The 23,676-nt window shown below is 70.4% G+C and carries 15 protein-coding genes, 1 tRNA gene and 5 pseudogenes; 7 read left to right on the plus strand and 14 right to left on the minus strand.

The window, feature by feature from the left end; all coding sequences use genetic code 11:
- Positions 1 to 182: 182 nt before the first annotated feature.
- From QUE47_RS06810 to QUE47_RS06830, 4 genes are read right to left on the minus strand one after another with little or no spacing between them, the layout of a single operon-like run.
- Positions 183 to 1,754, minus strand: coding sequence for an FtsW/RodA/SpoVE family cell cycle protein (locus tag QUE47_RS06810; protein WP_286219122.1), 1,572 nt, complete (start codon positions 1,752 to 1,754; stop codon positions 183 to 185).
- The gene (locus QUE47_RS06815) at positions 1,754 to 3,091 is read right to left on the minus strand and encodes a PP2C family protein-serine/threonine phosphatase (RefSeq protein WP_286219123.1); all 1,338 of its coding nucleotides are present in this window, start codon (positions 3,089 to 3,091) and stop codon (positions 1,754 to 1,756) included. Before QUE47_RS06815 ends, QUE47_RS06810 begins: the two co-directional genes overlap by 1 nt.
- A 15-nt stretch (positions 3,092 to 3,106) precedes the next feature.
- Positions 3,107 to 3,574, minus strand: a complete 468-nt coding sequence (locus QUE47_RS17165) for an FHA domain-containing protein FhaB/FipA (protein ID WP_434019760.1) — start codon at positions 3,572 to 3,574, stop codon at positions 3,107 to 3,109.
- Between the two features lie 45 nt (positions 3,575 to 3,619).
- A complete protein-coding gene (locus QUE47_RS06830) occupies positions 3,620 to 4,330 on the minus strand; it encodes an FHA domain-containing protein (RefSeq protein WP_286219126.1) in 711 nt (236 codons plus the stop codon).
- Between the two features lie 276 nt (positions 4,331 to 4,606).
- On the opposite strand from QUE47_RS06830, the gene QUE47_RS06835 reads away from it, so the two are divergent.
- Positions 4,607 to 4,688: transfer RNA gene (locus tag QUE47_RS06835), tRNA-Leu, on the plus strand.
- 374 nt (positions 4,689 to 5,062) lie between these two features.
- Here the strand turns inward: QUE47_RS06835 and QUE47_RS06840 are convergent.
- Positions 5,063 to 6,016 carry an IS1249 family transposase gene (locus QUE47_RS06840; RefSeq protein ID WP_286219127.1) on the minus strand — a complete coding sequence of 318 codons (954 nt, stop codon included), beginning with the start codon at positions 6,014 to 6,016 and terminating at the stop codon, positions 5,063 to 5,065.
- 408 nt (positions 6,017 to 6,424) lie between these two features.
- Between QUE47_RS06840 and QUE47_RS06845 the strand changes: the two genes are divergently transcribed.
- Positions 6,425 to 7,549 (plus strand): ABC1 kinase family protein, encoded by a 1,125-nt coding sequence (locus tag QUE47_RS06845; protein WP_286219128.1) that lies wholly within the window; start codon positions 6,425 to 6,427, stop codon positions 7,547 to 7,549.
- A complete protein-coding gene (locus tag QUE47_RS06850; protein ID WP_286219129.1) occupies positions 7,495 to 8,250 on the plus strand; it encodes an AarF/UbiB family protein in 756 nt (251 codons plus the stop codon). Before QUE47_RS06845 ends, QUE47_RS06850 begins: the two co-directional genes overlap by 55 nt.
- A 214-nt stretch (positions 8,251 to 8,464) precedes the next feature.
- On the opposite strand, the gene QUE47_RS06855 is transcribed toward QUE47_RS06850, so the two are convergent.
- From QUE47_RS06855 to QUE47_RS06895, 9 genes and pseudogenes are all read right to left on the minus strand, one after another.
- Positions 8,465 to 9,595: a DNA glycosylase AlkZ-like family protein gene (locus tag QUE47_RS06855; RefSeq protein WP_286219130.1), complete on the minus strand. Its 1,131-nt coding sequence runs from the start codon at positions 9,593 to 9,595 to the stop codon at positions 8,465 to 8,467.
- A 51-nt stretch (positions 9,596 to 9,646) separates the two neighbouring features.
- Positions 9,647 to 10,688: pseudogene (gene iolG / locus QUE47_RS06860) on the minus strand (inositol 2-dehydrogenase).
- A gap of 26 nt (positions 10,689 to 10,714) precedes the next feature.
- A complete protein-coding gene (locus tag QUE47_RS06865) occupies positions 10,715 to 11,632 on the minus strand; it encodes a sugar phosphate isomerase/epimerase family protein (protein WP_286219131.1) in 918 nt (305 codons plus the stop codon).
- A pseudogene (iolD, locus tag QUE47_RS06870) lies at positions 11,629 to 13,550 on the minus strand (3D-(3,5/4)-trihydroxycyclohexane-1,2-dione acylhydrolase (decyclizing)). Before iolD ends, QUE47_RS06865 begins: the two are co-directional and overlap by 4 nt.
- 23 nt (positions 13,551 to 13,573) lie before the next feature.
- Positions 13,574 to 14,562, minus strand: a pseudogene (locus QUE47_RS06875) (5-deoxy-glucuronate isomerase).
- A 68-nt stretch (positions 14,563 to 14,630) separates the two neighbouring features.
- Positions 14,631 to 16,163, minus strand: a complete 1,533-nt coding sequence (locus QUE47_RS06880) for a CoA-acylating methylmalonate-semialdehyde dehydrogenase (RefSeq protein WP_286219132.1) — start codon at positions 16,161 to 16,163, stop codon at positions 14,631 to 14,633.
- Positions 16,160 to 17,129, minus strand: a pseudogene (iolC, locus tag QUE47_RS06885) (5-dehydro-2-deoxygluconokinase). The gene QUE47_RS06880 and the pseudogene iolC overlap by 4 nt, the downstream one beginning before the upstream one ends.
- A 33-nt stretch (positions 17,130 to 17,162) precedes the next feature.
- A pseudogene (locus tag QUE47_RS06890) lies at positions 17,163 to 18,487 on the minus strand (6-phospho-beta-glucosidase).
- Complete coding sequence (locus tag QUE47_RS06895) at positions 18,484 to 19,233, minus strand: DeoR/GlpR family DNA-binding transcription regulator (RefSeq protein WP_286219133.1); 750 nt, start codon at positions 19,231 to 19,233, stop codon at positions 18,484 to 18,486. Before QUE47_RS06895 ends, QUE47_RS06890 begins: the two are co-directional and overlap by 4 nt.
- A 115-nt stretch (positions 19,234 to 19,348) precedes the next feature.
- Here QUE47_RS06895 and QUE47_RS06900 point away from each other — a divergent pair, with 115 nt between their 5' ends.
- The 4 genes from QUE47_RS06900 to QUE47_RS06915 are packed head-to-tail and all read left to right on the plus strand — an operon-like array spanning position 19,349 to position 23,549.
- Positions 19,349 to 20,434 carry a carbohydrate kinase family protein gene (locus QUE47_RS06900; RefSeq protein ID WP_286219134.1) on the plus strand — a complete coding sequence of 362 codons (1,086 nt, stop codon included), beginning with the start codon at positions 19,349 to 19,351 and terminating at the stop codon, positions 20,432 to 20,434.
- Between the two features lie 10 nt (positions 20,435 to 20,444).
- Positions 20,445 to 21,803, plus strand: a complete 1,359-nt coding sequence (locus tag QUE47_RS06905; RefSeq protein WP_286219135.1) for an ABC transporter substrate-binding protein — start codon at positions 20,445 to 20,447, stop codon at positions 21,801 to 21,803.
- A complete protein-coding gene (locus QUE47_RS06910; protein ID WP_286219136.1) occupies positions 21,796 to 22,734 on the plus strand; it encodes a carbohydrate ABC transporter permease in 939 nt (312 codons plus the stop codon). The genes QUE47_RS06905 and QUE47_RS06910 overlap by 8 nt, the downstream gene beginning before the upstream one ends.
- On the plus strand, positions 22,731 to 23,549 hold the full coding sequence (locus QUE47_RS06915) for a carbohydrate ABC transporter permease (RefSeq protein WP_286219137.1): 819 nt from the start codon (positions 22,731 to 22,733) through the stop codon (positions 23,547 to 23,549). Before QUE47_RS06910 ends, QUE47_RS06915 begins: the two co-directional genes overlap by 4 nt.
- The last annotated feature ends 127 nt before the right edge of the window (positions 23,550 to 23,676 follow it).

Consider the following 23,676-nt stretch of genomic DNA (forward strand, 5'->3'; position numbering starts at 1 on the left):
TCCCTCCTCGTCGTCGGTCCTGTCGTCGGTCCTGCCGTCGGCACCCTCGGTGGTGCTGCCGGAGCCGCTGTCCGTGGTGCTGGGATCGGCCGGGTCGGTGCTGCCGTCCCCACCGTCAGGACCGGCGCCGCCGCCGGACGGCGGCCCTGGCGGCTCCGATGGCACCGGCCGCACGACCTGCGTCATCTGGGAGTCCGCGTCGTCCTCGCTGCCCGGCCGGACGATCTCCGTGACCTGCGTGGCGTCGTCCGACCCCTGGAAGCCGCCGGAACCGACCGAACCCGCCCCTGCGGCGGCCGAGCCGACCCGGATCGGCGCGGCGCTGGCGACGTCGGGCTCGCCGGTCTCGTCGACGGCCTCCACGGGTTCGACGTGCTGGGCGATGCCTCCGGCCGCGACCGTGCCGCGGACGGGGAGGGCCGAGGGCGCCGGGCGGCGTCCGAGATCCTCAGCAGGAGCGCGACGACCAGCCAGTTGGCGAGGACCGACGAGCCTCCCTGGGCGATGAACGGCAGCGTCAGGCCCGTGAGCGGGATGACGCGGGTGATGCCGCCGACGACGACGAACAGCTGGAGCGCCATCGTGAAGGCGAGCCCGGTGGCGAGGAGCTTGCCGAACCCGTCGCGGACCTTGATCGCGGTCCGCATGCCGCGCTCGATGAGGATCAGGTAGGCGATGAGGATCCCGAGCAGCCCCGTGAGGCCGAGCTGTTCGCCCAGCGCCGTGTAGATGAAGTCGGAGTAGGAGAACGGGACGAGGCGCGAGTAGTCGTTGCCCCAGCCCGTGCCGAACGTGCCGCCGTTCGCGAGGGCGAAGAGCCCTTGGACGAGCTGGCCCGACCCGCCGGGCGACTTGTCGTAGATCGCCTGGTCGAACGGGTGGATCCACGCCTCGATGCGCTGCTGGACGTGCGGGATCGACGTCGCGACGAAGATGCCGGCGGCGACGAGCAGCCCGCCGCCGAGGATCACCCAGCTGATGCGCTCTGTCGCCACGTACAGCATGGCGACGAACAGCCCGAAGAACAGGACCGACGTCCCGAGGTCGTTCTCGAACACGAGGACGCCGAGCGACGCGGCCCACACGAGCAGGATCGGCCCGAGGTCGCGCAGGCGGGGCAGCTGCAGCCCGAGCACCTTGCGTCCGGCGAGGGCGAGTGTGTCGCGGTTGGTCACCAGGTAGCCGGCGAAGAAGATCGCGAGCACGATCTTGGCGACCTCGGCGGGCTGGAAGGAGAACCCGGCGACGTTGATCCAGATCTGCGCCCCGTTGATCGTGGTCCCGAGACCGGGGACCAGGGGGAGCAGGACGAGCAGGAGACCGACGATCATCGCGGTGTACGTGAACTTGCGCAGCACGCGGTGGTCGCGCAGGACGAAGATCAGCACGCACGCCATGACGACGGCCAGCGCGGACATCTGGACCTGGCCCAGGGCCAGCGTCGAGTCGGACCCGCGGAGCCGCTGGGAGACGTCGTAGCGGTAGATCGCCGCGAGGCCGATGCCGTTGAGGCCGATCGCGATCGGGAGCATGACCTGGTCCGCGTACGGGGCGCGGAACCGCAGGACGATGTGGGTCCCGAACCCGAGGACGACGAGCACGCCGGAGTAGAGGTAGAAGTTCTCCGGGAGCTGGTCGAGCGTGCGCAGGCCGACGTTCGCGAACGCACCGATCCCCAGGCCCAGCGCCACCAGCAGGAGCCAGAGCTCACCGCCGCGCCGAGGACGCGCGACCGTGGGTTCGACGGTGTCCATCAGCCTGCCGCCTCGGTGGCGGTGGCGGTGGGGGTGGGGGTCGCCTCGGGCGTGGCGGTGGGCGTCGGCTCGACGGGGACCACGGCGTCCGACGCGATGGCCTCCATGCGCAGGCGGGCGTCGATCAGGGTCGTCTCGGGGATGGTCTGCTCGAGGCGTTCCTGCAGGTAGCCGGGGAGGTTCTCGACCTCCGTGGTCGAGACGTCGACGACAGAGAAGAGCTCGATGGGCCCGATGGTCGACGGGACCCCCTGGTAGACGGCGACCTTGCCGTCGGACTCGCCGATGAAGTAGCGGGTCTGCGTCCACGCGTAGGCCGCCCACGTGGCGCCGGCCAGCACAGCGAGGACGAGGAGTGTGGCCAGGACGGGGATCCACGGCCGGCGACGCGGGGCGTCGCGGGCGTCCGTGGGACCGGTCTCGTCGGGCTCGTGGTCCGCCTCGTCCTGGTCGACCGGGGTCGCCTCGGTGGCCGTCGCGGTGTCGGACGACGTCCCTGCGGTCAGGGCCTGCGTCGCCGGTACGTCGTGCATCGGGACGGTCGCGGCGGAACCGACGATCTGCGGTGCGCCGAGCGTGGGGTCCGCGACGCCGTCCGCCCCGTCGCCGGTGGCGACGGCGTCGAGGTCGACGACGTCCGCGACGACCGCCGTGATGTTGTCCGTGCTGCCGGCCCGCAGCGCGAGCTGCAGCAGGGTGTCGGCGCACGCGTCGACGTCGGGCACGTCGTTGAGGATCGCTGCCATCTCGTCGATGCCGACGAATCCGCTCAGCCCGTCGGAGCACAGGAGCCAGCGGTCGCCGGGCACGGCCTCGCGCACCGAGAGGTCCGGGGTGAGGTCGACGTCGAAGTCGCCGAGCACGCGCATGACGACGTTGCGCTGCGGGTGGGTCTCGGCCTCGGCGGCCGTGATGCGGCCGCTGTCGACCAGGTGCTGGACGAAGGTGTGGTCGGTGGTGACCTGGGCGAGCTCGCCGTCGCGCAGCAGGTAGGCGCGGGAGTCCCCGAGGTGCGCGAGGGCCAGCCGGTTGCCGGCCCGGAGCATCGCCGTCACGGTCGTCCCCATGCCGGCCAGCCGGGGGTCGGCCTGCATGCGCTCGACGAGGGACTGCCGCGCGGCGTCGATGGAGACCTCGAGCGCGCTCAGTGCCTGGTCGGGGTCGTCGGGCTCGTGGTCGAGCGGCGCGAGGGCCGTGATGGTCAGGGCAGAGGCGACGTCACCGCCTGCGTGACCACCCATGCCGTCGGCGACGACGACGAGGTTGGCGCCCGCGAAGGCGGAGTCCTGGTTGTTGGAGCGCACGAGCCCGACGTCGGACCTGGCGGCACAGCGCATCGCGATTCTCAACAGCTATCCCTGCAGTTCCACGACGGTCTGCCCGATCCGTACAGGCGTGCCCGGGGCGATCTCGACGGTCCCGGAGATGCGGCTCTCGTTGACGTACGTGCCGTTGGTCGACCCGAGGTCCTCGACGTACCAGCGGCCCGACTGGGTGTAGATCTTCGCGTGCCGCGACGACGAGTAGTCGTCGTCCAGGACGAGGGAGCACCCGGGGGAGCGGCCGAGCAGGATCGGCTGGGAGCCGAGCGGGAGGGTCGCGCCGCGCAGGGTCCCTGCCGTCACCGCGAGCCGCGACGGTGGTCGCGGCCCGGCCGGCGCGGCCTGCTGGGTGCGCCCTGCCGGAGCCGGGGTGCTGCCGTGCGCGGCTGCTTGGCAGCCTTGCGACGAGCCCTCGTGCCGGCGGCCTTGGGGCCACGCATGTCGCGGCGGAGCACGCCGATCGCGGACAGCACGAACACCACCAGCAGAGCCAGATATCCCAGCCGCAGCAGGGTGAACGTCAGTTCGCTCATGCGGGCGAGATCACCACTCCTCGTCGTCCCTGCTCGACTCTGCACCGGTCCAGAACATGATCCGGGTCCGCCCGATGGTCAGGGTGTTCCCGTCGAGGAGCGTAGCGGCCGGGACCTGGTGCCCCTCGACGTACAGGCCGTTGGTGGAGCCGAGGTCGCTGGCGATGACGCCGTCGTCCGTCACGCGGATCTCGAGGTGCTTGCGGGACACGCCCGCGTCGTCCACCACGATGTCCGCCTCGGTGCCGCGCCCGATGACGGTCGTCTTGCCGGTCAGGAGGTAGCGCTGGCCGTCGATGTCGAGCAGGGGGTGGCGGGCGTTGGGGCGCGCGGTCGCGGGTGCGACGTTGCCGCGCACCGACGCGGAACGGGTGTGGAACCGGCCCTGGTCGAGGACCTCGTTCTCCTCGAAGCTGACGCTCACCGGGCCGACGAACGCGTAGTGCTGGGACGCGGCGTACTCGGTGACGTTGGTGGCGAGCTCGTCGGCGAGGGTCTCGGCTCCCCAGGTCTCGACCTGGGTGAAGTCGTCGGCAGCGAGCTCGATGGTGAACTCGTTGGGCACGACCGTCCGGTCGCGGCCGACGACGGCGGCGCGGTCGTCGAGCTCGCGCCGGAGCGCGCTCGCCATGTCGACGGGCTTGATCTCGGCGCGACCGTGCGCGAACGCACTGTTCACGACGCGCTCGACGCCCTTCTCGAAGCGGTCCAGGACTCCCATGCCACCCCTTCCCTCGGCGGACCGAGGCGGGGGCTCCGCTCCTCGGACGTGCGGTCGTGCGGGTCGCTCGGCCGGCACGCGCGGCATATACATGATCGGACGTGCAGATCGGTCGCGCGGGCAGACTACCCCGATGGTAGCGACAGGCCCAGGGCCTGCGCCTGAGCACGCCGAACAGGGGTGTCGGACGACGTCCCAGCGGCCTGTGGACGGGCCCCGGTCCCGGGTCGGAGGCGATGCAAGGATCACGCTCGCTGCGTGTTAATCTTCTTCGGCGCGCGAGTGGCGGAATGGCAGACGCGCTGGCTTCAGGTGCCAGTGTCCGAAAGGGCGTGGGGGTTCAAGTCCCCCTCGCGCACAGTGAGCTGTTTTCGATTGACAGCCGATGTATTGACGAAACTCCCGTCCGGAGTCATCCGGGCGGGAGTTTCGTCGTTCGTCGTGCTCTCGAAGCGGGCGTGGTTCCGTGTCGCGGGTTATAGGCCAAAACGTGTGGATGGCTCGGGTGTGTCGTGGTCAGTGGGAGCGTCCGGCCCAGCCTCGGCGGGTCCAGAGCCCTTCTTCGGCGCTGGTCGCGGCGTCGTAGAGCGCTGGCCTGTCGAGGTCGTCGGTTTTGATCGGGCCGGGTTGTGGTCGTTGGGGCTGCCAGTGCTCGGGTCGTATCAGCGTGGCTGGCGGCGCGGGTTTCGTTGAGTGCAGATAGATCCACCACTCGACGGCTCGCCGCTGGTGTTAGGTGGGCATGCCGCGGTGACGGCGTAGCAGGTCTTTGATCGGGTGGTTCGTTCCGCCCTCGATCCGGTTTGTGGTCGCACTCAATCCTCGGCCGATGAGCGCCTCGTCGAGGTAGGTGAACAACACGCCCTGGCGGGTCAGTCGTTCGAGGAGTCGGTAGGCGCGGCGCAGCCGGTCGTGAGTCCACCACCATGTCGAGTTCGATCGTGCCCATGCGGGTCGAACACCGGTGGTTCGCAGGTACGTTTTGTCTCGGGTCAGGTGCCCATAGACCTGATGCCAGGCGTGTAAGCGGGCCTGCCAGGCGGCTGCTTGATCGCGGGTCGTGATCCGCGTCAACGCGAGGCTGAGCCTGCGTAGGGCTTTGCCGGCGTCGGTGCGAGGACGGGTCGTGAGCAGGGTGCGCACGTTGCGTTGGACGTGGACCAGGCACCGTTGAGCTCTCGTGGCCGGCCAACACGTGGCCAGGGCGGACGCGAGACCGGATCCGCCGTCGATGACCACGGCCCGTGGCGGTGGGATCTGTTCGAGGAGCGCGGCCCATGCTGCGCTTTTCTCGGTGTCACACCGCTGGAACGCGATCACAGTCCCGGTAGAGCCGTTGATCGCCAGGAGCAGGCACCAGCCGTCGGACAGGTAGGTGCCGTCGAGTTGGACTTCGTCGTAGATCTCGCCGGTGACCGTAATTGCTCGCACGAGATCCCAGCACCAGGCGTGGGTGCGACGAAATGAGCGCGCAGACCCGCCAAGGTCGGCTTGAGTGCCTGAGCCCGTGAGCCAGGTCAGGAACCGTTCGAGTTGGGCGGTGCGAGTCACATCGGGGCGTCGACGAACACTCGATGATCCGCACTTGCGACAGATCCATCGTTGAGTCCCCGCGGCTGTGAGTCCGTTCTTGACGAGCTTCGCGTCGCATACACCGCATCGGGACGAGTTTCCAGCACCAGTCACGACTAAGGGTCGCCGAGCATGACGACCCTCTAGGAACCGCTACATGCCAGGCCAGAACCCGGGTCCCATCCACACGTTCTGACCTATAGCCCGCGGGTGCGGTGCCGTGTCGCGGCGCTGGGCGGCGTGGGCGCACCAGTTCTCGACCGGGGCGGCGGCAGGAGTCGGAGAGTCGTCGCTCGATCTGCCACGTGTAGAGGTGCTTAGACTCGTAGCGCATCGGCTCGCGATCGTCGTCGATGGACGGGGCCGCCACGCGCGACCCGTGCCGTGAACAGATCGTCGAGCACCGCACATCCCGAGCGTCGACGAGCCCGGGGGCAGAACCCAGATCGAGGAGGAACTCTTGCTCGTGGCGCATCTGCACTCCCGCGGGGTTCGGCGCGCACGTGGGTCGGGGGACCGCAGATGACAGCCGTGCTTGCTGCCGTGTTCCACGTCGTGGTCGTGGCCTGGGTGGTACGACGCCTCCTCGGTGTGCAGGTCGGTTGGCCACGGACGATTCTGCTGAGTCTGATCGTCGGGGTGTCGGCTGGTCCGCTCTGGGAGTACGTGACCGACCTTCTGGAGATCCCGACGCGCACGATCGGCCTCTCATCGAACGATGCCGTGGGTGTGCTGCTCGTGATGGTGCTGGTGACGGCGTGGATCGTCGCCGTGGATGCTGGGCTCTTGACTGTGCTCGAAGCACTGGTGCCGACGGGGAGCATTCGGTCACCTCTTGCGATCGTCCAGTCGTCACCGCGCTGGTTCCGACGCCAGCGTCGGTACGTATCGATCGTCGTGATCGCGCTCCGCCATGGTCTCGGCGGACTCTTCCGCCGCGGCGGAGATCTCGGTGGGCGCAGCGGCGTCCGTCATGAAGACACCGCGGCTCGGGCGCGCGCAGCGCTGACTGACGGCGGCGTCACCTTCGTCAAGCTCGGCCAGATGCTCGCAGCTCGCGCCGATCTGCTCCCGCCGGCGTACGTCTCGGAGTTCTCACAGTTGCACAGCGAGGTGCCGGCTGAGACGTGGCCGGTGGTGCAGGGCACGATCGAAGGGGAGCTGGCGCGGCCGATCAGCGAGGTCTTCACCCACGTCGAGGAGGTGCCGCTTGCTGGCGCGTCGGTTGCCCAGGTGCATAGGGCGACTCTCCGGACCGGAGAGCGCGTGGTGCTGAAGGTGCAACGATCGTCGTCGCGAGCCGAGGTCGAGGCGGACCTCGACATCATCGTCCGGCTCGCAGAGCTGCTCCAGAACCGAACGCGGTGGGGCCGGCGCATCGGTGTGCTTGGTCTGGCCGTCGGCTTCGCGGGTGCTCTCCGTGAGGAGCTCGACTATCGGGTCGAGGTGGGAAACATGAGAGCGGTTGCCGACACCTCGAGCGGTGAAGTCGACGTGCCAGCGGTCCGGCCGGAGCTGTGCACCTCACACCTGTTGGTGATGGAGGAACTAGAGGGGTCCCGCTGTCGCGTGCAAGGAGTCGGCTCGATCAGATGTTGCCGGAGGAGAAGACCGCGTTGGCCGGGGCGCTCTTCGACAGCGTGCTGAAGCAGATCGCGTTCCACGGTGTGTTCCATGCGGACCTCCACCCCGGCAACATCCTCATCTCCGGCACAGACAACGAACCACACCTGGCGTTGCTCGACTTCGGTTCGGTAGGACGTCTCGGCCGCGCCGACCGTGAAGCTGTCGGCCTCTTGCTCATCGCGTTCGATGCTGACGACAGCGTCGCGGCGACAGACGCCTTGACGATGATGCTCGGAACCCCCGAGGGCTTTGTGCGGCGGGACTTCGAGAGGCATCTCGGCGAGCTCATGTTGCGGGGCTCGACGAGCACCGACCTGTTCACCGACCTTGCGCGTCTGCTGTCGACGAGTGGCTTCCGGATCCCGCCGATGATCGCGGCCGCATTCCGGGCGATGGCAGTGCTGGAGGGCTCGATGCGACTGATCGCCCCCGAGTTCGACGTGATCGAGGCAGTCCGGAGCCGCACCGGCTCCTCGATTCGCGACGCCATCGAGAACACCGACGTCCGTGCCGCGGTCGAGTCACAGGTGGCCGCGGCCCTCCCGCTGATCCGCTTCCGCAACGGGTCGACCGAATCGTCACGGATCTCGAGGCGGGTCGTTTCGCCGTGTCGGTCGGTCCACTGGCGAGTCTCTTCGACCGGACCGTGCTCCGTTCGCTGGTGCGCGAAGCCACGACCACGCTCATCTGCGCGGTTCTCGCCGTCTGCGGTGTCGCGCTGATCATCACCAACAGTGGACCGACTCTTGCCGGGGTCGTGCACACCAACGGCTACGTCGGCGGAGTGCTCGCGCTCACGGCCTTCTTCCTCGGAGCGCGGGTGTTGGTCGTCGGACTCGTCGACCGAGATCTGCACTCGGCCTGAGGAATCGCGCATCGCGGTCCTCTGATGAAGGCGCTGGTCGCTGTCTCGTCGTCGCGTAGTGCTGGTCCTGGCTAGCCACCGTGCGGCGCCTCCGCGACGGTGAGGCCGAGCCGGCTCGCGAGGTCGGCGACCGCAGACTCGACGGCTGAGCGGGTGTCGTCGTCGAACGGCTCGTCCTCGTGGACGGCGTGGAGGAGCAGCTCGCCCGCCTCGTGATCGGCGCTCGCGTCCACCTTGCCGACCAGCAGGTCTCCGCGCAGGACGGGAAGCGCGTAGTAGCCCCAGCGGCGCTTCTCGCGGGGCTTGTACATCTCCAGCGTGTAGTCGAAGCCGAGGAGGTCGTCCATCCGCTTGCGGTCGTGGAGGAGGACGTCGAAGGGAGCGAGCAGCTCGGTGCGCGCCGGTGCGGGACGGTCCAGCGCGTCCAGGGCCTCGGGGTCGACCCGCCACCGGCCTCGCACCCCCTCGACCACGGCGGGCTCGCCGGCCTCGCCTGACCCCACGGGGTCTCCCTGCTGGTAGACCGCTCCAGCGCGGGCGATCCCGAAGGCGCGCAGGCGGCGCCGGTCCAGCTCGGCCTCGGCCTCGGCGAGCGAGGGGACCGCGGTGTCCGGGTAGACGCGTTCGGCGAGGTCGTAGGTGCGCTCACGATCGGAACGGCCTGCGACCGCCACCTCGCCGCGCTGCACGAGCTGGTTCACGAGCATGCGCGTGCTCTTCCCGTCGTTCCACCCTGACGAGCGCCACGGGACGACGCACGTGTCGGGCAGCGCGCTGATCGGAGACGGCCCTTCCTGGCGCAACCGTTCGAGCACGTCCCGGCGGGCGGCTTCGTTGGCCGCCACCCAGTCGTGCAGCCGGTGGTGCCACTCCTTCCAGGGCCCCGGCGTGGGCCAGGCAGCCATCTCCGCCCGGTGCAGCGCGACGTCGTCGATCGAGCGCCAGTGCCCGGCGACCTCGACGATCTGCTGCGAGTCGATCGCGTCGTCGAGATCACCGGGTCGGTGGCTATGACCCAGCCGGCTCCACAGGACGAGCTCAGCAGCGGGAGCCACCGCGCGGGTCTGGTCCAGGGGAAGCATCGTCAACCGCCGGGCGGTGTCCAGCAGGTCTCGCGGACGCTCGTCCGCCAGCAGGGCGGCGTGGACGGCGATGCGCCGAGCCTGGTCCTGGGTCAGGTGGTGCGCCGTCTGCGGGGTCATGTCACGACACTCCCACGCGTCGTCGTCCTCGCCTGCTGAACCACGCTGCGCTCAGTCGAGGTCGACGCCGACTGCCACGCGCCGCTCGGCCGAGCGCTGCGCGGCATCAGCGAGCAGCAGCGCCGCGTGCCCGTCCTCGAACCCCGGCACTGCCACGTCGTCGCCGCGCACGAGGTGCACGAACGCACGGAGCTCCGCCGCGTACGCGGTGGCGTAGCGCTGGAGGAAGAACGACTCGAACGGCGAGCCCGAACCGACCGAGTGCACCGTCGACCGGCGCACGAGGCTGGACGGCCGGTTGACGACCTCGAGCACGCCGTCCGAGCCGAAGGCCTCGAGGCGCTGGTCGTAACCGACGACGCTGTGCCGCGAGTTGATGATCGTCACGACGACCCCCGACGCCGAGCGGAGCGTCGTCACGGCGCTGTCGAAGTCTCCGTTGTCGCGGGCGCCGGCATCGAACATCGCGCTCCCTACGGCGAAGACCTCGACGATGTCGGGCACGAAGAACCGGGCCATGTCGAGGTCGTGGATCGTCATGTCCCGGAAGATCCCGCCGGACGCCGCGACGTAGTCGGGCGGGGAGGGCTGGGTCGCGACTGACGATCGTCAGCTGCTCGAGGGTTCCGATCTCGCCCGCGCCGACCCGGGCCCGGACGTCGGCGAAAGCCGGGTCGAACCGGCGGTTGAAGCCGAGGGCGACGGGGACCCCGGCAGCGGCGACCCGGGACCGGAGCCCGTCGACCCGGGCGATGTCGAGGTCGATCGGCTTCTCGCACAGCACCGGCAGGCCGCGGTCGAGGCACGCAGCGATCAGGTCGACATGGGTCGGGGTGGGCGAGGCGACCAGCACGGCGTCGACGTCGCCGGCCCGGAGCAGCTCGTCGACGTCGGTCGTGGCGGACGCGCCGTACCGGGCTGCGAGGGCGCGCGCACCGTCGCCGAACGGGTCGGCCACCCACGTCAGCGTCGTCGACGGGTCCGCGGCCGCGTTGCCGGCATGAACCTGGCCGATCCGCCCGGCCCCGACGAGGCCGATCCGGAGCGGCTCCGCCCGCTCGCTCACGTCGTCCACCCCCGTATCCCCCTCCATGTGCGCCGGCCCGGGCGCATGACGCGTCACGCCCATGCGCGCAGCGCCTCACGGTTGACCCGGTGGGCGTCGCGGCACTCGGACAGGAACGTCTCGAGATCGACCGAAGGGTCGTTGAGCACGTCCTGCTCGACGACCACCCACCCGTCGTACGCGGCGGCGTCGAGCAGCGTCATGACCCGGGTCAGGTCGATGCCGCCCTGCCCGAACGGCACGAACGAGCCGCCGGACCACACCTCGGTCATGCCGCCGCCCGCCGCGAGGATCTCGTCGAGCCGCGGGCGGTCGACGTCCTTGAGGTGCAGGTGGTTGATGCGCGAACCCCAGCGCTCGACCGCCTCCACGGGATCGCCCCCGGCGATCGCCAGGTGGCCGGTGTCGAGGGTGAGGCCGACGTCGGTGTGCTCGAGGAACGCGTCGATCTCGCCCGGTGACTCCACGAACGTCCCCGCATGGTGGTGGAAGGTCGGCTCGAAGCCGACGTCTCGTACGATGCCCGCGGCGCGGGCGAGGTTGTCGTAGAGGCGCTGTGCGACGTCGTCCGGCAACGGGTCAGCCTCCGCCCCACGGCCCGGGGAGGCCGCACGCGCGGGCGACCCGAGGTCGGCGAGGGTGGGGAGCGGCAGTCGGGCGGGTCCGGACTCGGTGGCCGCTGCGAAGGTCCGTAGCACCTCGTCGAGCTCCTCGAGCGAGCTCTCGAAAGCCTCGTCGTCGGTGAGCGGCAGCTGGATCCAGCCGCCGGCGAGGTCGAGGCCGAACCGGGAGAGCCGGCGCGCGAGGCCCGCTCCCTCGCCCAGGAACCCGAGCGGTCCGAGGTCGACGCCCGAGTACCCGGTCTCCACGAGCACCTCGAGGAGCGCGTCGGGCTCGACCGTGGCCGAACCTTCGGGCGTCATCTCGAACACGCCGAAGCTGACGGGTGCACCTGCGACATCTGCTCTCATGCGTGCTCTCCTTCGTCGGTGGGTCTGCCGAGCAGCGACCGCTGTGCCTCGACCTGCTGCTCGTAGCGCGTCCGCGCCTCCTGCGTCGACGGGATGGTCGAGACCGCGGCGACGGGGACGTCCCACCAGCCCTCGCCGTCGGGCGCCGCGACCAGGGGGTCGCTGGCCACGTGGACGACCGTCGTGCGGTGGGAGGCCTTGGCCCGCCGGACGGCGTCCCGCAGGTCAGCGATCACCGTCGGTCCTGGGGGGACCTCGATGACGTCGAGGCCGTAGCTGCGGGCGTTCGCGGCGAGGTCCACGGGGACAGGGGTGTCGCCCTGGAAGTTCCGGGCGGCGCGGTCGTACATCCGGTACCGCGTGCCGAACCGTTCGGAACCCACGGTGTCCGAGAGGTTCCCGATCGACGCGTACCCGTCGTTCTGCACGATGACCACGACGATCTTGAGGCCCTCGGCCACGGCCGTGACGAGCTCCGTGTGGAGCATGAGGTACGAGCCGTCGCCCACCATGACGACCACGTCGCGGTCGTCGCGGTCGTCGAGCAGGCCGCGCTTCGCGCCCAGCCCGCCCGCGATCTCGTAGCCCATGCAGGAGAACGCGTACTCGACGTGGTATCCGAGCGGGTCCCGCACGCGCCACAGCTTGTGCAAGTCACCCGGGAGCGAGCCGGCGGCCTGCACGACGACGTCCCGAGGGTCGGTCTCGGCCTGCACCGCGCCGATGATCTCGGGTTGGCCCGGAAGGTCGCGGCCCGAGGGGCGAGCGCCCGGTCGACGACCGCGTCCCACGCCGCCTTCTCCCGGCGGACCTGCTCCGCGAGAGTCGGTTCCACGTGGAACCGGCGCAGGTCGGCGGTCAGCTCCACGAGGGTCTCGCGCGCGTCGGCGACGACGGGGAGCTGCGTCCCGTGCTTGTAGGCGTCGAACGAGCCCACGTTGATGTTGACGAACCGCACGTCCGGGTCCTGGAAGGCGGTCCGGGAGCCGGAGGTGAAGTCGCTGTACCTGGTCCCGATGCCGATGACGACGTCGGCCGCGGCGGCGATCCGGTTCGCCGCCGTGGAGCCGGTCGCGCCGACCCCGCCGACGTACTGAGGGTGGTCCCAGGGCAGGGAGCCCCCGCCGGCCTGGGTCGTGGCGACCGGGATGCCTGTCGCCTCGGCAAAGGTTCGCAAACGGTCTTCCGCCCCCGAGTAGAGGACGCCGCCACCCGCGACGACGAGCGGCCTGTGGGCGCCGCGGATCGCGTCCACGGCGGCCCGCAGCGCGTCGGCGTCAGGCCGGGGGCGCCGGATGCGCCACTCGCGGTCCTGCAGGAACTCGACCGGGACGTCGAGCGCTTCGGCCTGTACGTCCTCGGGCAGAGCGATCGTGACGGCTCCCGTCTCGACCGGGTCGGTGAGGACGCGCATCGCGGAGAGCGCGACCGAGAAGAGCTGCTCGGGCCGCTGTACGCGGTCGAAGAACCGGGACAGCGGGCGGAACGCGTCGTTGACGCTCAGCCCCGTGTCGTGCGGCATCTCGATCTGCTGGAGCACCGGGTCGGCGACACGCGTCGCGAACGTGTCGCTCGGCAGGAGGAGCGCGGGCAACCGGTTCGTCGTCGCGAGCGCGGCGCCCGTCAGCATGTTGGCGGCCCCCGGGCCGACGGACGCGGTGCACGCCAGTGTCGCGCGGCGGCGATGCATGCGCGCATACCCGACGGCCTGATGGACCATGGCCTGCTCGTTGCGCGCCTGGTGGTACGGCAGGAGCTCGGGGTCGGCCCGGTTCATCTGCTGCAGGGCCTGGCCCACACCGGCCACGTTGCCGTGCCCGAAGATGCCCACGACCGCGGGCACGGTGCGCTCGCGGACCGCGCCGTCGACCGTCCACTGACGCGCGAGGAACTCGGTCAGCGCCTGGGCGACGGTCATGCGTCTCGTCGGGGTCACGGTGCTCACGACTGTGCCTCCACGGGTCCGGTGCCCGGCGTGAACGGGAGCCGCGGGTCGACCTGCTGACCCGACCATGTGTCGCGGATCCAGGCATGGTCCGGGTCGTCGGAGATCAGCCAGGCACGCTCGGTGTCCGGCCCGGCCATGACGTTGAGGTAGTAGAGGTCGTACCCCGGCGCCGCCCCGGCCGGCCCGTGGTACCCGAACGGGACGAGCGCGACGTCGCCGGTCCGCACGCGGGCGTCGACCGCGATGTCGCCCGCAGACGATGAGTAGGTGCTGAACGTGCCGAACGCGGCCCGCGCGCGGGCGGTGCCGTCGCCACGCCCGGCGGTGCTGGTGCCGGTGCTGCCGGAGCCCGGAGCACCACCGGCGCCGTCAGGCTCCCGCGCGGGCGCGGACTCGAAGTAGTAGATCTCCTCGAGGCGCGACTCGTGGCCGGGTAGCGCGGTGTCGTGCTTGTGCGGGGGTAGCTCGACCAGTTCTCCGCGGGCGTGATCACCTCGCAGACGATCAGCCGCGCCGCGTCCAGGGTCGCGGGGACGCCGAAGTTGTGGACCTGCCGGCTGGAGCGCCCGGCGCCGCGGAGCTCGACCGGCACGTCGCTGCTCGGGACGAGATGCGTGTCGAGCACGGTGTCGGTCGGGGACGTCGCCACGGCGACGCGCGCGGTGCGTGTGCCGGTGGCGGAAATGACGACCGAGGCCGCGGTCGACACGTACAGGACGTCGGTGGGGCCGTCGAAGACGGAGCGTCGACCGGCGAGATGCAGCTCCTGGGTGCTGCCGCCGTCGGATACACGGACGGTGCACGATCCCTCGAGGGGGACGACCACCTTCTCCGTCCCCGGCCCGAGCGTGAGATCGCCCGCGTCGAGGGAACCGACCCGCAGTCCCGTGTGCTCCCAGCCGTCGAGACCGTCGTCGACGACGACGTCCCACCCGTCCCGCGCGATAGAACCGCGCGGGTGGAACCACTCCTGCTCGGACATCTGGCCTCCTCGGGTCGGTGAGCTCTCGGGTCTGTGCGGTCCCCGGTCGGTCGGCGGTCGGCTCGCCGTCAGTCGTTGCGGGGGAACCCCAGGTCGATGCCGCCGTGCGTGGCGGGGTCGAGCCAGCGGCTCGTGACCGCCTTCTCCCGCGTGAAGAAGTCGAAGCCGTGGACCCCGTAGGCCTTGGCGTCGCCGAAGAGCGACTTCTTCCAGCCGCCGAACGAGTGGTAGGCGACCGGGACGGGGATCGGCACGTTGATACCGATCATCCCGACCTCGACCTCGTCCTGGAACCGACGAGCCGCCCCGCCGTCGCTCGTGAAGATCGCCGTCCCGTTGCCGAACGCCCCGGAGTTGATGAGCGCGACTCCCTCGTCGAAGGTGGCGACCCGCACGACCGACAGGACGGGCCCGAAGATCTCCTCGAGGTAGGCGCGGGACGACGTCGGCACCCGGTCGAGGAGCGTGGGACCGAAGAAGAACCCGCCCTCCCGGCCCGCGACCGTGAGGTCACGGCCGTCGACGACGACCGTGGCGCCGTCGGCCTCGGCGACGTCGACGTAGCCACGGACGGCGTCCCGGTGGGCCGCGGAGATCAGCGGACCCATGTCGGGCTCGCTCTCGTCGCCGGGCATCCCGTCGCCGACCCGAAGGCGGGCGATGCGGTCGACGATCCTCTCGACCAAGGCGTCGGCCACCGAGTCGACGACGAGCACGACCGAGATCGCCATGCAGCGCTCGCCGGCGGCGCCGAAGCCGGAGTTGATCGCCTGGTCCGCGACGAGGTCGAGGTCGGCGTCGGGCAGGACGAGCATGTGGTTCTTCGCGCCGCCGAGCGCCTGCACGCGCTTGCCATGGCGCGCGGCGGTCTCGTAGATGTACTGGGCGACGGGCGTCGAACCGACGAACGAGACCGACTGGACGGCCGGTGCCGCGAGCAGCCCGTCGACCGCGGTCCGGTCTCCCTGGAGCACCGTGAACACGCCGTCCGGCAGCCCGGCCTCCTGCCAGAGCCTCGCCATCCACAACGACGCGGACGGGTCCTTCTCGCTCGGCTTGAGCACCACCGCGTTGCCCGCCGCGATCGCGACGGGGAAGAACCACATCGGCACCATCGCCGGGAAGTTGAACGGGCTGATGACCGCGACGACGCCCAGCGGCTGCTTGAGCGTGTAGACGTCCACACCGCTGGAGGCGTTGACCGAGTAGTCGCCCTTGACGAGGTGCGGGAACCCGCAGGCGAGCTCGACCACCTCCTGGCCACGCTGGATCTCGCCGAGCGCGTCCGAGAACACCTTTCCGTGCTCGGTCGTGATGATCGCCGCGAGCTCGTCCTTGCGGGCGTTGAGCAGCTCGCGGAACGCGAAGAGGACGGCCTGGCGGCGGGCCACGGAGAACGCCCGCCACACCGCAGCCCCGTGCTCCGCGGACGAGACCGCCTCGGCGACCTCGGCCTCGTCGGCGAGGCCCACCGAGGCCGTCCGTGCCCCGGTCGACGGGTTGTGGACGGGCGCGGTCCGACCGCTCGTCGACGCCCGCTCGCGCCCGTCGATCCAGTGGGGGACGACGGGCGTGCCGGTCGGGGAGGTGGGGTCGCTCATCGCAGGTCCTCTCGGGTCGTGAACGTGTCGACCTCGGCCGTCGTCGGCATAGCCGTCGAGCACTCCCGGCGGGTCGCGGCGATGGCGCCCGCGACGTTCGCGAACGACACCAGACGTTCCAGGCCCCAGCCGGAGAGCAGCCCGTGGCACAGGGCCCCGCCGAACGCGTCCCCGGCCCCGAGGCCGTTCACCACCTGCACCGCCAGCGGGGGACCTCGACGGACTCGCCGGAGGTCCGGGCGAGCACCCCGCGGGGACCCTGCTTGACGATCGCTAGCCGCACGCCGCGTTCGAGCAGCGCGTCGGCGGCGCGTCGCGGGTCGCGCTCGCCGACCGCGACCTCGCACTCGTCGACGTTCCCGACGGCGACCGTCGCGCGCTCCAGCACGGGAGCGACCTGCTCGGTCGCGGCCGCGGCGGACGTCCAGAACATGGGCCGGTAGTCGAGGTCGAGCACGGTCTCGCCCGCTCTCGCGCGAAGATCCAGCGCCTCGTGGTGGGTCTCGCGGCTCGGCTCCTGGCTCAGTCCCGTGGTGGTGAGCCAGAGGATCCGTGTCGTCGCGAGGACGTCGGCGTCGAGCTGGTCGGGGGAGATCTCCAGGTCGGGCGCCTTCGGCTCCCGGTAGAAGTAGAGGGGAAGTCGTCGGGCGGGAAGATCTCGCAGAACGTGATCGGCGTCCTGTACGTGGGATCGGTCGCGACGAACCGGGGGTCGACGCCGAGCCGGTGCAGCTCGCCCAGCAGGTACCCGCCGAACGGGTCGTCCCCCACGCGGGACACGAGCGCCGTCCGGCGACCGTGGCGCGCCGCCGCCACGCTGACATTCGCGGCGCTGCCGCCCAGGTACTTGCCGAACGACTCGACCTCGGCGAGCCCGACACCGTCCTGCAGTGGGTAGAGGTCCACCCCGAGGCGTCCGAGCGCGACGAGGTCGTACGGGCCTGGGTCGATCGAGCTGGCAGACATGCGTCGACGGATGTCCTTCCTGGTGGGTGCGGCCTATCGGAGGTGCCGGAGCTCCTCGAAGCCACGTGCGTACTCGTCGAGGAGCGTGCGGGCGACGTCGACCGAGTCGACGAGCGGGTGGGCCGCGAACGCGCGCCACGCGAGCTCACGCGACCCGCTCGTCGCGGCCTCGATCACCAGTCGCTCTGCGGCCTTGACCTGGGTGACGAGACCGAGCATCTCGCCCTCCAGCGGCGCGATCGGCCACGGGTGGACGCCGTCGGCGTCCACGACGCAGCCGACCTCGACCACGGCGTCGTCGGGAAGCTGCGGGACGAGCCCCCGGTTGCGCACATTGAGGATCATCGTGCTGCGCCGCCCGGTCGACAGCGCTGCCATGAGGTCGAGAGCGACGGTCTGGTAGCCGCCGCCGTCGACGTCGGACTCGTTGCGCTCCTCGTCCTCCGCCCGGCTCTCCGCCATGTAGCTCGCTTCGCGTGCGTGACGTGTCTCGAGCCAGGTGGCGTACGGGTCCTCGCCGGGCGCGGCGAAGAACGACTCCTGCTGGTCGTCGATGTACTCGCCTCGGGTCGTGTGCGCCTGGGTGATGCGGGCCGTCGCCTCGCGGTTGAAGTAGTAGTAGTAGAGGTACTCGTTGGGCAGCGCGCGGATCGTCCGGACCCAGTCGAAGCCCATGAGCCTCGCCTCCTCGATGGACTCGAGGGCGTCGTCCGAGCGCAGGAGCTTCGGCATCACGCTCTCGCCCGCGACCCGCAGGTCCCGCAGCCAGCCGAGGTGGTTCAGCCCGACGTAGTCGAAGTCGACCTCGTCGGGGGATGAGCCGACGGCCACGGCGGCGCGGCGCATGAGCCCGATCGGCGTGTCGCAGATCCCGACGACGCGGTCACCGAGCACCCGCTGCATCGCCTCGGTGACGATGCCGGCGGGGTTCGTGAAGTTGATGACCCAGGCCCGCGGGGCGAGCTCCTCGATGCGCTCGGCGAGCGCGGTCATGAACGGCACCGTGCGCAGCCCGTAGGCGAGCCCGCCGGGGCCGACCGTCTCCTGCCCGATGACGCCGAGACCGAGCGCGGTGCGTTCGTCGACGATCCGGCCCCCGGTACCCCCGATCCGCACGGCGCTGAAGACGAAGTCGGCGTCGCGCAGCGCCTCGTCGAGGTCGGTGGTGATGGTGACGCGGGGGCGTGGCGCACCTCTTCGGCCATCCGCTCGACGATCGCCCGGACCGTCTCGAGCCGCGACGGCGAGACGTCGTGCAGCGTCAGCTCGTCGATCCGGACCGGCGCGTCGTCGCTGGCGACGGCCTCGAACACCTGGGGCACCCGGAACCCGCCGCCACCGACGATCGTGAGCTTCATGCGGCCACGACCTCCACGTCGTGCGCGCGCAGGACCTCGAGCGTCGCGGGATCGGCCCCCTCGTTCGTCACGACCGCGTCGATCTTGTCTGGGCCGCACACGGCGAGGATGCCTACGCCGGGAAACTTCGACTCGTCGGCGAGCACGTACGTCTTGGCGGAGGACGCGATCATCGCCTGCTTCACCGGGACCTCCATGCCGGTCGTGTCGGTGAGCGTCCCGTCGGGTCTGATCCCGCTGGTCCCGAGGAAGCACGCGGTCGCGCGGATCTGCGCGAGCGCCTGCTCCGTGAGGGCGCCGACCATGGAGTTGTAGTTCTTGCGGACCACGCCTCCCAGGACGATGAGCTCGATGGTGTCGTCGTCGCGGAGCTCGTCGATGACGGCGATGCTCGAGGTGACGACCGTGATCTGGCGTCCGCGCAGGTGTCGCGCGAGCAGCGCCGTCGTGGTGCCGATGTCGATGAGGACCACGTCACCCGGGGAGACGAGCTGCGCGGCACGTTCCGCGACCAGCATCTTCTCGGACCGGTGCTGGTTCTCGACGTCCTGGAACGGCACGGAGTCGGGTTCGACGCTCCCACCACCGCGCACCCTGCGCAGCAGACCCTCGTCGCTGAGGGAGTTCAGGTCCCTGCGGATCGTCGACGGGGAGACCCCGAAGAGCGAGGCCAGGCCGTCGACCGTCACCTCGCCGTTCGAACGGAGCGACTCGAGGATGCGCGCCTGCCGGGTCGTGGTCAACATGTTTCGAATGTTAGCAGTCATGTTCGAGCATTGTGATGCGCAACTTCGAGCATTCTGACGTATCGTCAGTCACACCGAAGGACCCTGGCCGCCGCTCACCGACGGAGGAGACGACGTGGAACCCGCCGATTCCAGCACGCCGGTCGACGTGCTGCTCGCGGGACCGGTCTACTTCGATCTCATCCTGGCCGACGTGGGTCGACCGCCCCGCCCCGGGACCGAGGTCTACGCGCAGTCCATGGCCACCAGCCCTGGGGGCATCGCGAACCTCGCGGTCGCGACGGCGCGGCTCGGGCTGGGGACGGCCCTCGCGACCGTGCTGGGTGACGACGTATACGGCCGGTGGTGCGCCGAGTACATGGGCAACCGCGAGGGCATCGACCTCTCTCGGTCCCGCATCGCGCCCGGCTGGCTCACCCCCGTGACCGTCTCGATCGCCTCGGGCGACGACCGGAGCATGGTCACTCACGAGGAGGTCCCACCGATCAGCGTGGATGAACTCGTCGCCGGCCCGGCGAACGCGCGGGCGGCGCTCGCGGACCTAGGGGCGATGGCACGCTCCGAGCGGACCGCGGCGTGGTGGGACGCGGCCGCGGCGAGCGGCACGCGCATCTTCGCGGACATCGGGTGGGACGCGACCGAGCGGTGGGACCGCGCGGACCTCGCGCCCCTGTCGTCGTGCCACGCGTTCACCCCGAACGCCTCCGAGGCGATGGCCTACACCAGGACCGGCACGGCGCTCGACGCCGCGCGCGCCCTGAGCGATCTCACGCCGCTGACCGTCGTCACCTGTGGGTCGGCGGGCGCAGTCGCCGTGAGCTCGGCGACGGGCGAGCAGGTCACGGCTCCCCCGGTCCCGGTCCAGGGGCGCGACGCCACGGGGGCGGGCGACGTCTTCGCCGCGGCGCTCGTCGTCGGGTCGTCGGAGGCCTGGCCGCTCGAGCAGTGCCTCTCGTTCGCCGCGCTCTGCGCGTCGCTCTCGGTGGGGGCGCTCGGCGGCGCGCTCGCCGCACCCGGGTGGGGGGACGTCGCCGACTGGTGGGACGACGTCCGGACCTCGGGCGAGCGCGACACGGTCGCCCGATTCGGGTTCCTCGACGACGTCGTCCCCGACGGTGCGCTGCGACGCCGCGCCGACAACTCGTACCCCTTCGCCGGTTGTGACACGGCACCGTTGAACGGCGGGATCCCGCTCCGATGAAAGGAAGATCATGAACCGATCCAAGCTCTCGGCCGGTCTCGCCGGCACAGCGCTCCTGGTCACGCTCGCCGCGTGCGCGCCAGGGTCCGGCACCGAGGAGGAAACCACCGCGGACGCGCCGTCCGGCGAGGTCAGCACCGACATCTCCGACGCGGGCGACGTGACGCTGACCGTCTGGGACCAGGAGGTCCGGGGTGGGCAGGACGAGCAGATGTCCCAGCTCAACGACGCGTTCATGGAGCAGTACCCGAACGTGACCATCGACCGGAACTCGCAGTCGTTCGACGACCTGGCGACCACGTTGCGCCTCGCCCTCACGGACGAGGACCCGCCGGACGTCGTCCAGTCGAACAACGGGCGCAACACGATGGGCCAGTTCGTCGCGGACAGCCAGCTCGTCCCGCTGGACGACTACGCGGACGCGTACGGGTGGTTCGACCGGTTCTCGCCGAACACCCTCCAGTACTCGACGTACAGCGAGGACGCCAAGACCTTCGGCGACGGCAACCTCTACGGTCTCCCGCAGGTCGGTGAGGTCGTCGGGGTGTTCTACTCGAAGAGCAAGCTGGACGACCTCGGCGTCGAGCTGCCGACGGACTGGACGACGTTCGACGACGCGCTCGCGACGGCGAAGGAGGCGGGTGAGGTGCCGATCCAGCTGGGCAACATCGACCAGTGGCCGGCCATCCATGTCTTCGGTCCCGTGCAGGGCGGCTCGGTCGACGCCGAGCAGATCGTCGACCTCGGCCTCGGGAACTCGGGCGCGAGCTGGACGACCCCCGAGAACGTCGAGGCGGCGACCACTCTCCAGGGCTGGGCCGACGCGGGGTACTTCAACGACGGCGTGAACGGCACGGACTACGACGCCGCGTGGCAGAACTTCGCCGACGGCGAGGGCGTGTTCCTCATCGGGGGCTCGTGGCTCGCTGCGGACCTGGGCGACGCGATGCAGGACGACGTCGGGTTCTTCGTCCCCGACACGGCCGACGGCGTCCCGGCGACCACGGGAGGGACGGGCCTCCCGTTCGCGATCACCTCGGCGTCCGAGAACCCCGACGTCGCTGCTGCGTACATCGACTTCATCACGAGCGACGACGCGATGCAGGTGCTCGCGGACACCGACAACCTGCCGGTGAACGACACGGCCGAGCTGGCGCCCGACGAGGGCGTGCTGGGCGACGTGTTCGCGTCGTTCGCCCGGGTCACGGACGAGGGGAACCTGCTCCCGTACCTCGACTACGCGACGCCGACGTTCTCGGACACGCTCGGGCAGGCTCTGCAGGACCTGCTCGACGGGCGCGCCACGCCGGAGGAGTTCACCGAGACGCTGGAGACGGACTACTCGGAGTTCGTCTCGTCCAATGGCTGATGTCACCACCGTGACCGGACGGGGCGCCTCGCGCCCCGTCCGGCGCGCTGTCCCCAGGCGGCCGGCCCGGCGGGACGGCCCCGCCTGGGTGCCGTACGCGTTCATCGCCCCGGCGCTGCTCCTCTACGGAGCGTTCCTGCTCTACCCGCTCGTCCGCGCCGCGCAGTTCTCGCTCTTCGACTGGAACGGGATCGGCGCCGCCGAGTTCGTAGGCCTCGCGAACTACGTCGACATCGTCCACGACGAGCGGCTGCGCGAGGCGTTCTGGCACGCCCTCGTCCTCGTGTTCTTCTACGCGATCCTGCCGCTGTGCATCGGGCTCGTGCTGGCGGCGCTGCTCACCCGCGCGAAGGTGCGCGGCCTCGGCTTCTTCCGGACGGTGATCTTCCTCCCGCAGGTGATCGCGATGGTCGTCGTGGCGGTCACCTGGCGGCAGATCTACGCGCCCGACGGCCCGCTCAACGGACTGCTGCGCGCCGTCGGCCTCGGCTCTCTTGCCCGCCCCTGGCTGGGCGACTACACGTTCACGCTCCCGGCGGTCGGCCTGATCGGCACATGGGTGTCGACCGGACTGGTGACGGTCCTGCTCATGGCGGGGATGAGCAGGGTGTCGCCCGACCTGTACGAGGCGGCACGGCTCGACGGCGCGGGCCCGGTCCAGGAATTCTTCGCGATCACCCTGCCGGCGGTGCGGGGCGAGATCACCGTCGCGCTCACGCTGACGATCGTCGCCGCGCTCAAGACCTTCGACCTCGTGTACGTGACGACGAGCGGTGGACCGGGGACATCGACGACGGTGCCCAGCTACGAGGTCTACCGGCGAGCGTTCGAGCTGGGCGAGGTCGGGAGCGCCGCGGCGATCGGTGTCACGCTGACGATCCTCGTCTTCATCATCAACGCAGGCGTCAACTGGTTCGGGGAGCGCAAGTGAAAGTCTCGGCGCTCGAGCGCAACGTCAACTACCTCGTCCTAGGCGTGTTCGCGCTCGTGATCCTCGCGCCGATCGTCTACGTCCTGACGCTGTCCCTGGGTCCGGAGAGCGCCTCGGTCGCCCGCGAGGGCGGGCTGGTCCACCCCGAGAACTATCCCGAGGCGTGGGAGGTCGGGCGCTTCGGGAGCTACATGCTGACGTCCGTCGTCGTGTCGGTCCTGGTCGTCGTGGTGGCGGTCCTGGCCTCTATCCTCGCGGGCTATGCCCTGGGGACGATGACGTTCCGCGGCTCCACGGCGTTCTTCTACCTCTTCCTGCTCGGGATCATGGTGCCCACCGAGGCGTTCATCGTGCCGTTGTTCTACGACCTGAGGTCGCTCCACCTGACGAACACGATCTGGGGCGTCGCGCTGCCGCAGATAGCCATGTCGATCGCGTTCGGCACCTACTGGATGCGTACGTACTTCCGCTCGGCGGCGCGGGCGCTGATCGAGGCGGCTCGGCTCGACGGCGCCGGTCCGATGCGTGTCCTCTGGCAGATCCTCGTGCCGATCGGTCGGCCGGCGATCCTGACCCTGGTGCTCCTGACGTTCATGTGGACCTGGAACGAGTTCCTGATCCCGCTGGTCATGTCGCCCAGCGGGGACGTCCGGACGGCGCCGCTCGGGCTGGCGTTCTTCCAGGGGCAGTATACGCAGGGCACGGCGCTCCTCGCCGCCGGCGCCGTGATGGTGGCGCTCCCGGTCGTGGTGCTCTACGTGTTCCTCCAGCGGCACTTCATCAAGGGGATGATCGAGGGCGCCGTACGCGAGTGACCGTATATGCGCATCGGAGCGCGCATATCTGATCGGTAGTGGAAAGTAATGCTTGCGTGTTGCTTACCCGCGGTCTACTTTGGAAGGTGCGGACATCGACGTCCGCTGGACGTTCCATGGATGACGA

It is taken from the genome of Paraoerskovia sediminicola, assembly GCF_030296575.1.
Taxonomy (GTDB): domain Bacteria; phylum Actinomycetota; class Actinomycetes; order Actinomycetales; family Cellulomonadaceae; genus Paraoerskovia; species Paraoerskovia sediminicola.

What these genes read in the sequence shown, in the direction of transcription:
- QUE47_RS06895 (WP_286219133.1), bottom strand. Translation starts at nt 19,233, where the DNA reads ATGTTGACCACGACCCGGCAGGCGCGCATCCTCGAGTCGCTCCGTTCG.
- QUE47_RS06880 (WP_286219132.1), bottom strand. Translation starts at nt 16,163, where the DNA reads ATGAGCGACCCCACCTCCCCGACCGGCACGCCCGTCGTCCCCCACTGG.
- QUE47_RS06815 (WP_286219123.1), bottom strand. Translation starts at nt 3,091, where the DNA reads ATGCGCTGTGCCGCCAGGTCCGACGTCGGGCTCGTGCGCTCCAACAAC.
- QUE47_RS06865 (WP_286219131.1), bottom strand. Translation starts at nt 11,632, where the DNA reads ATGAGAGCAGATGTCGCAGGTGCACCCGTCAGCTTCGGCGTGTTCGAG.
- QUE47_RS06830 (WP_286219126.1), bottom strand. Translation starts at nt 4,330, where the DNA reads ATGGGAGTCCTGGACCGCTTCGAGAAGGGCGTCGAGCGCGTCGTGAAC.
- QUE47_RS06810 (WP_286219122.1), bottom strand. Translation starts at nt 1,754, where the DNA reads ATGGACACCGTCGAACCCACGGTCGCGCGTCCTCGGCGCGGCGGTGAG.
- QUE47_RS06910 (WP_286219136.1), top strand. Translation starts at nt 21,796, where the DNA reads ATGGCTGATGTCACCACCGTGACCGGACGGGGCGCCTCGCGCCCCGTC.
- QUE47_RS06850 (WP_286219129.1), top strand. Translation starts at nt 7,495, where the DNA reads ATGTTGCCGGAGGAGAAGACCGCGTTGGCCGGGGCGCTCTTCGACAGC.
- QUE47_RS06905 (WP_286219135.1), top strand. Translation starts at nt 20,445, where the DNA reads ATGAACCGATCCAAGCTCTCGGCCGGTCTCGCCGGCACAGCGCTCCTG.
- QUE47_RS06845 (WP_286219128.1), top strand. Translation starts at nt 6,425, where the DNA reads ATGACAGCCGTGCTTGCTGCCGTGTTCCACGTCGTGGTCGTGGCCTGG.
- QUE47_RS06855 (WP_286219130.1), bottom strand. Translation starts at nt 9,595, where the DNA reads ATGACCCCGCAGACGGCGCACCACCTGACCCAGGACCAGGCTCGGCGC.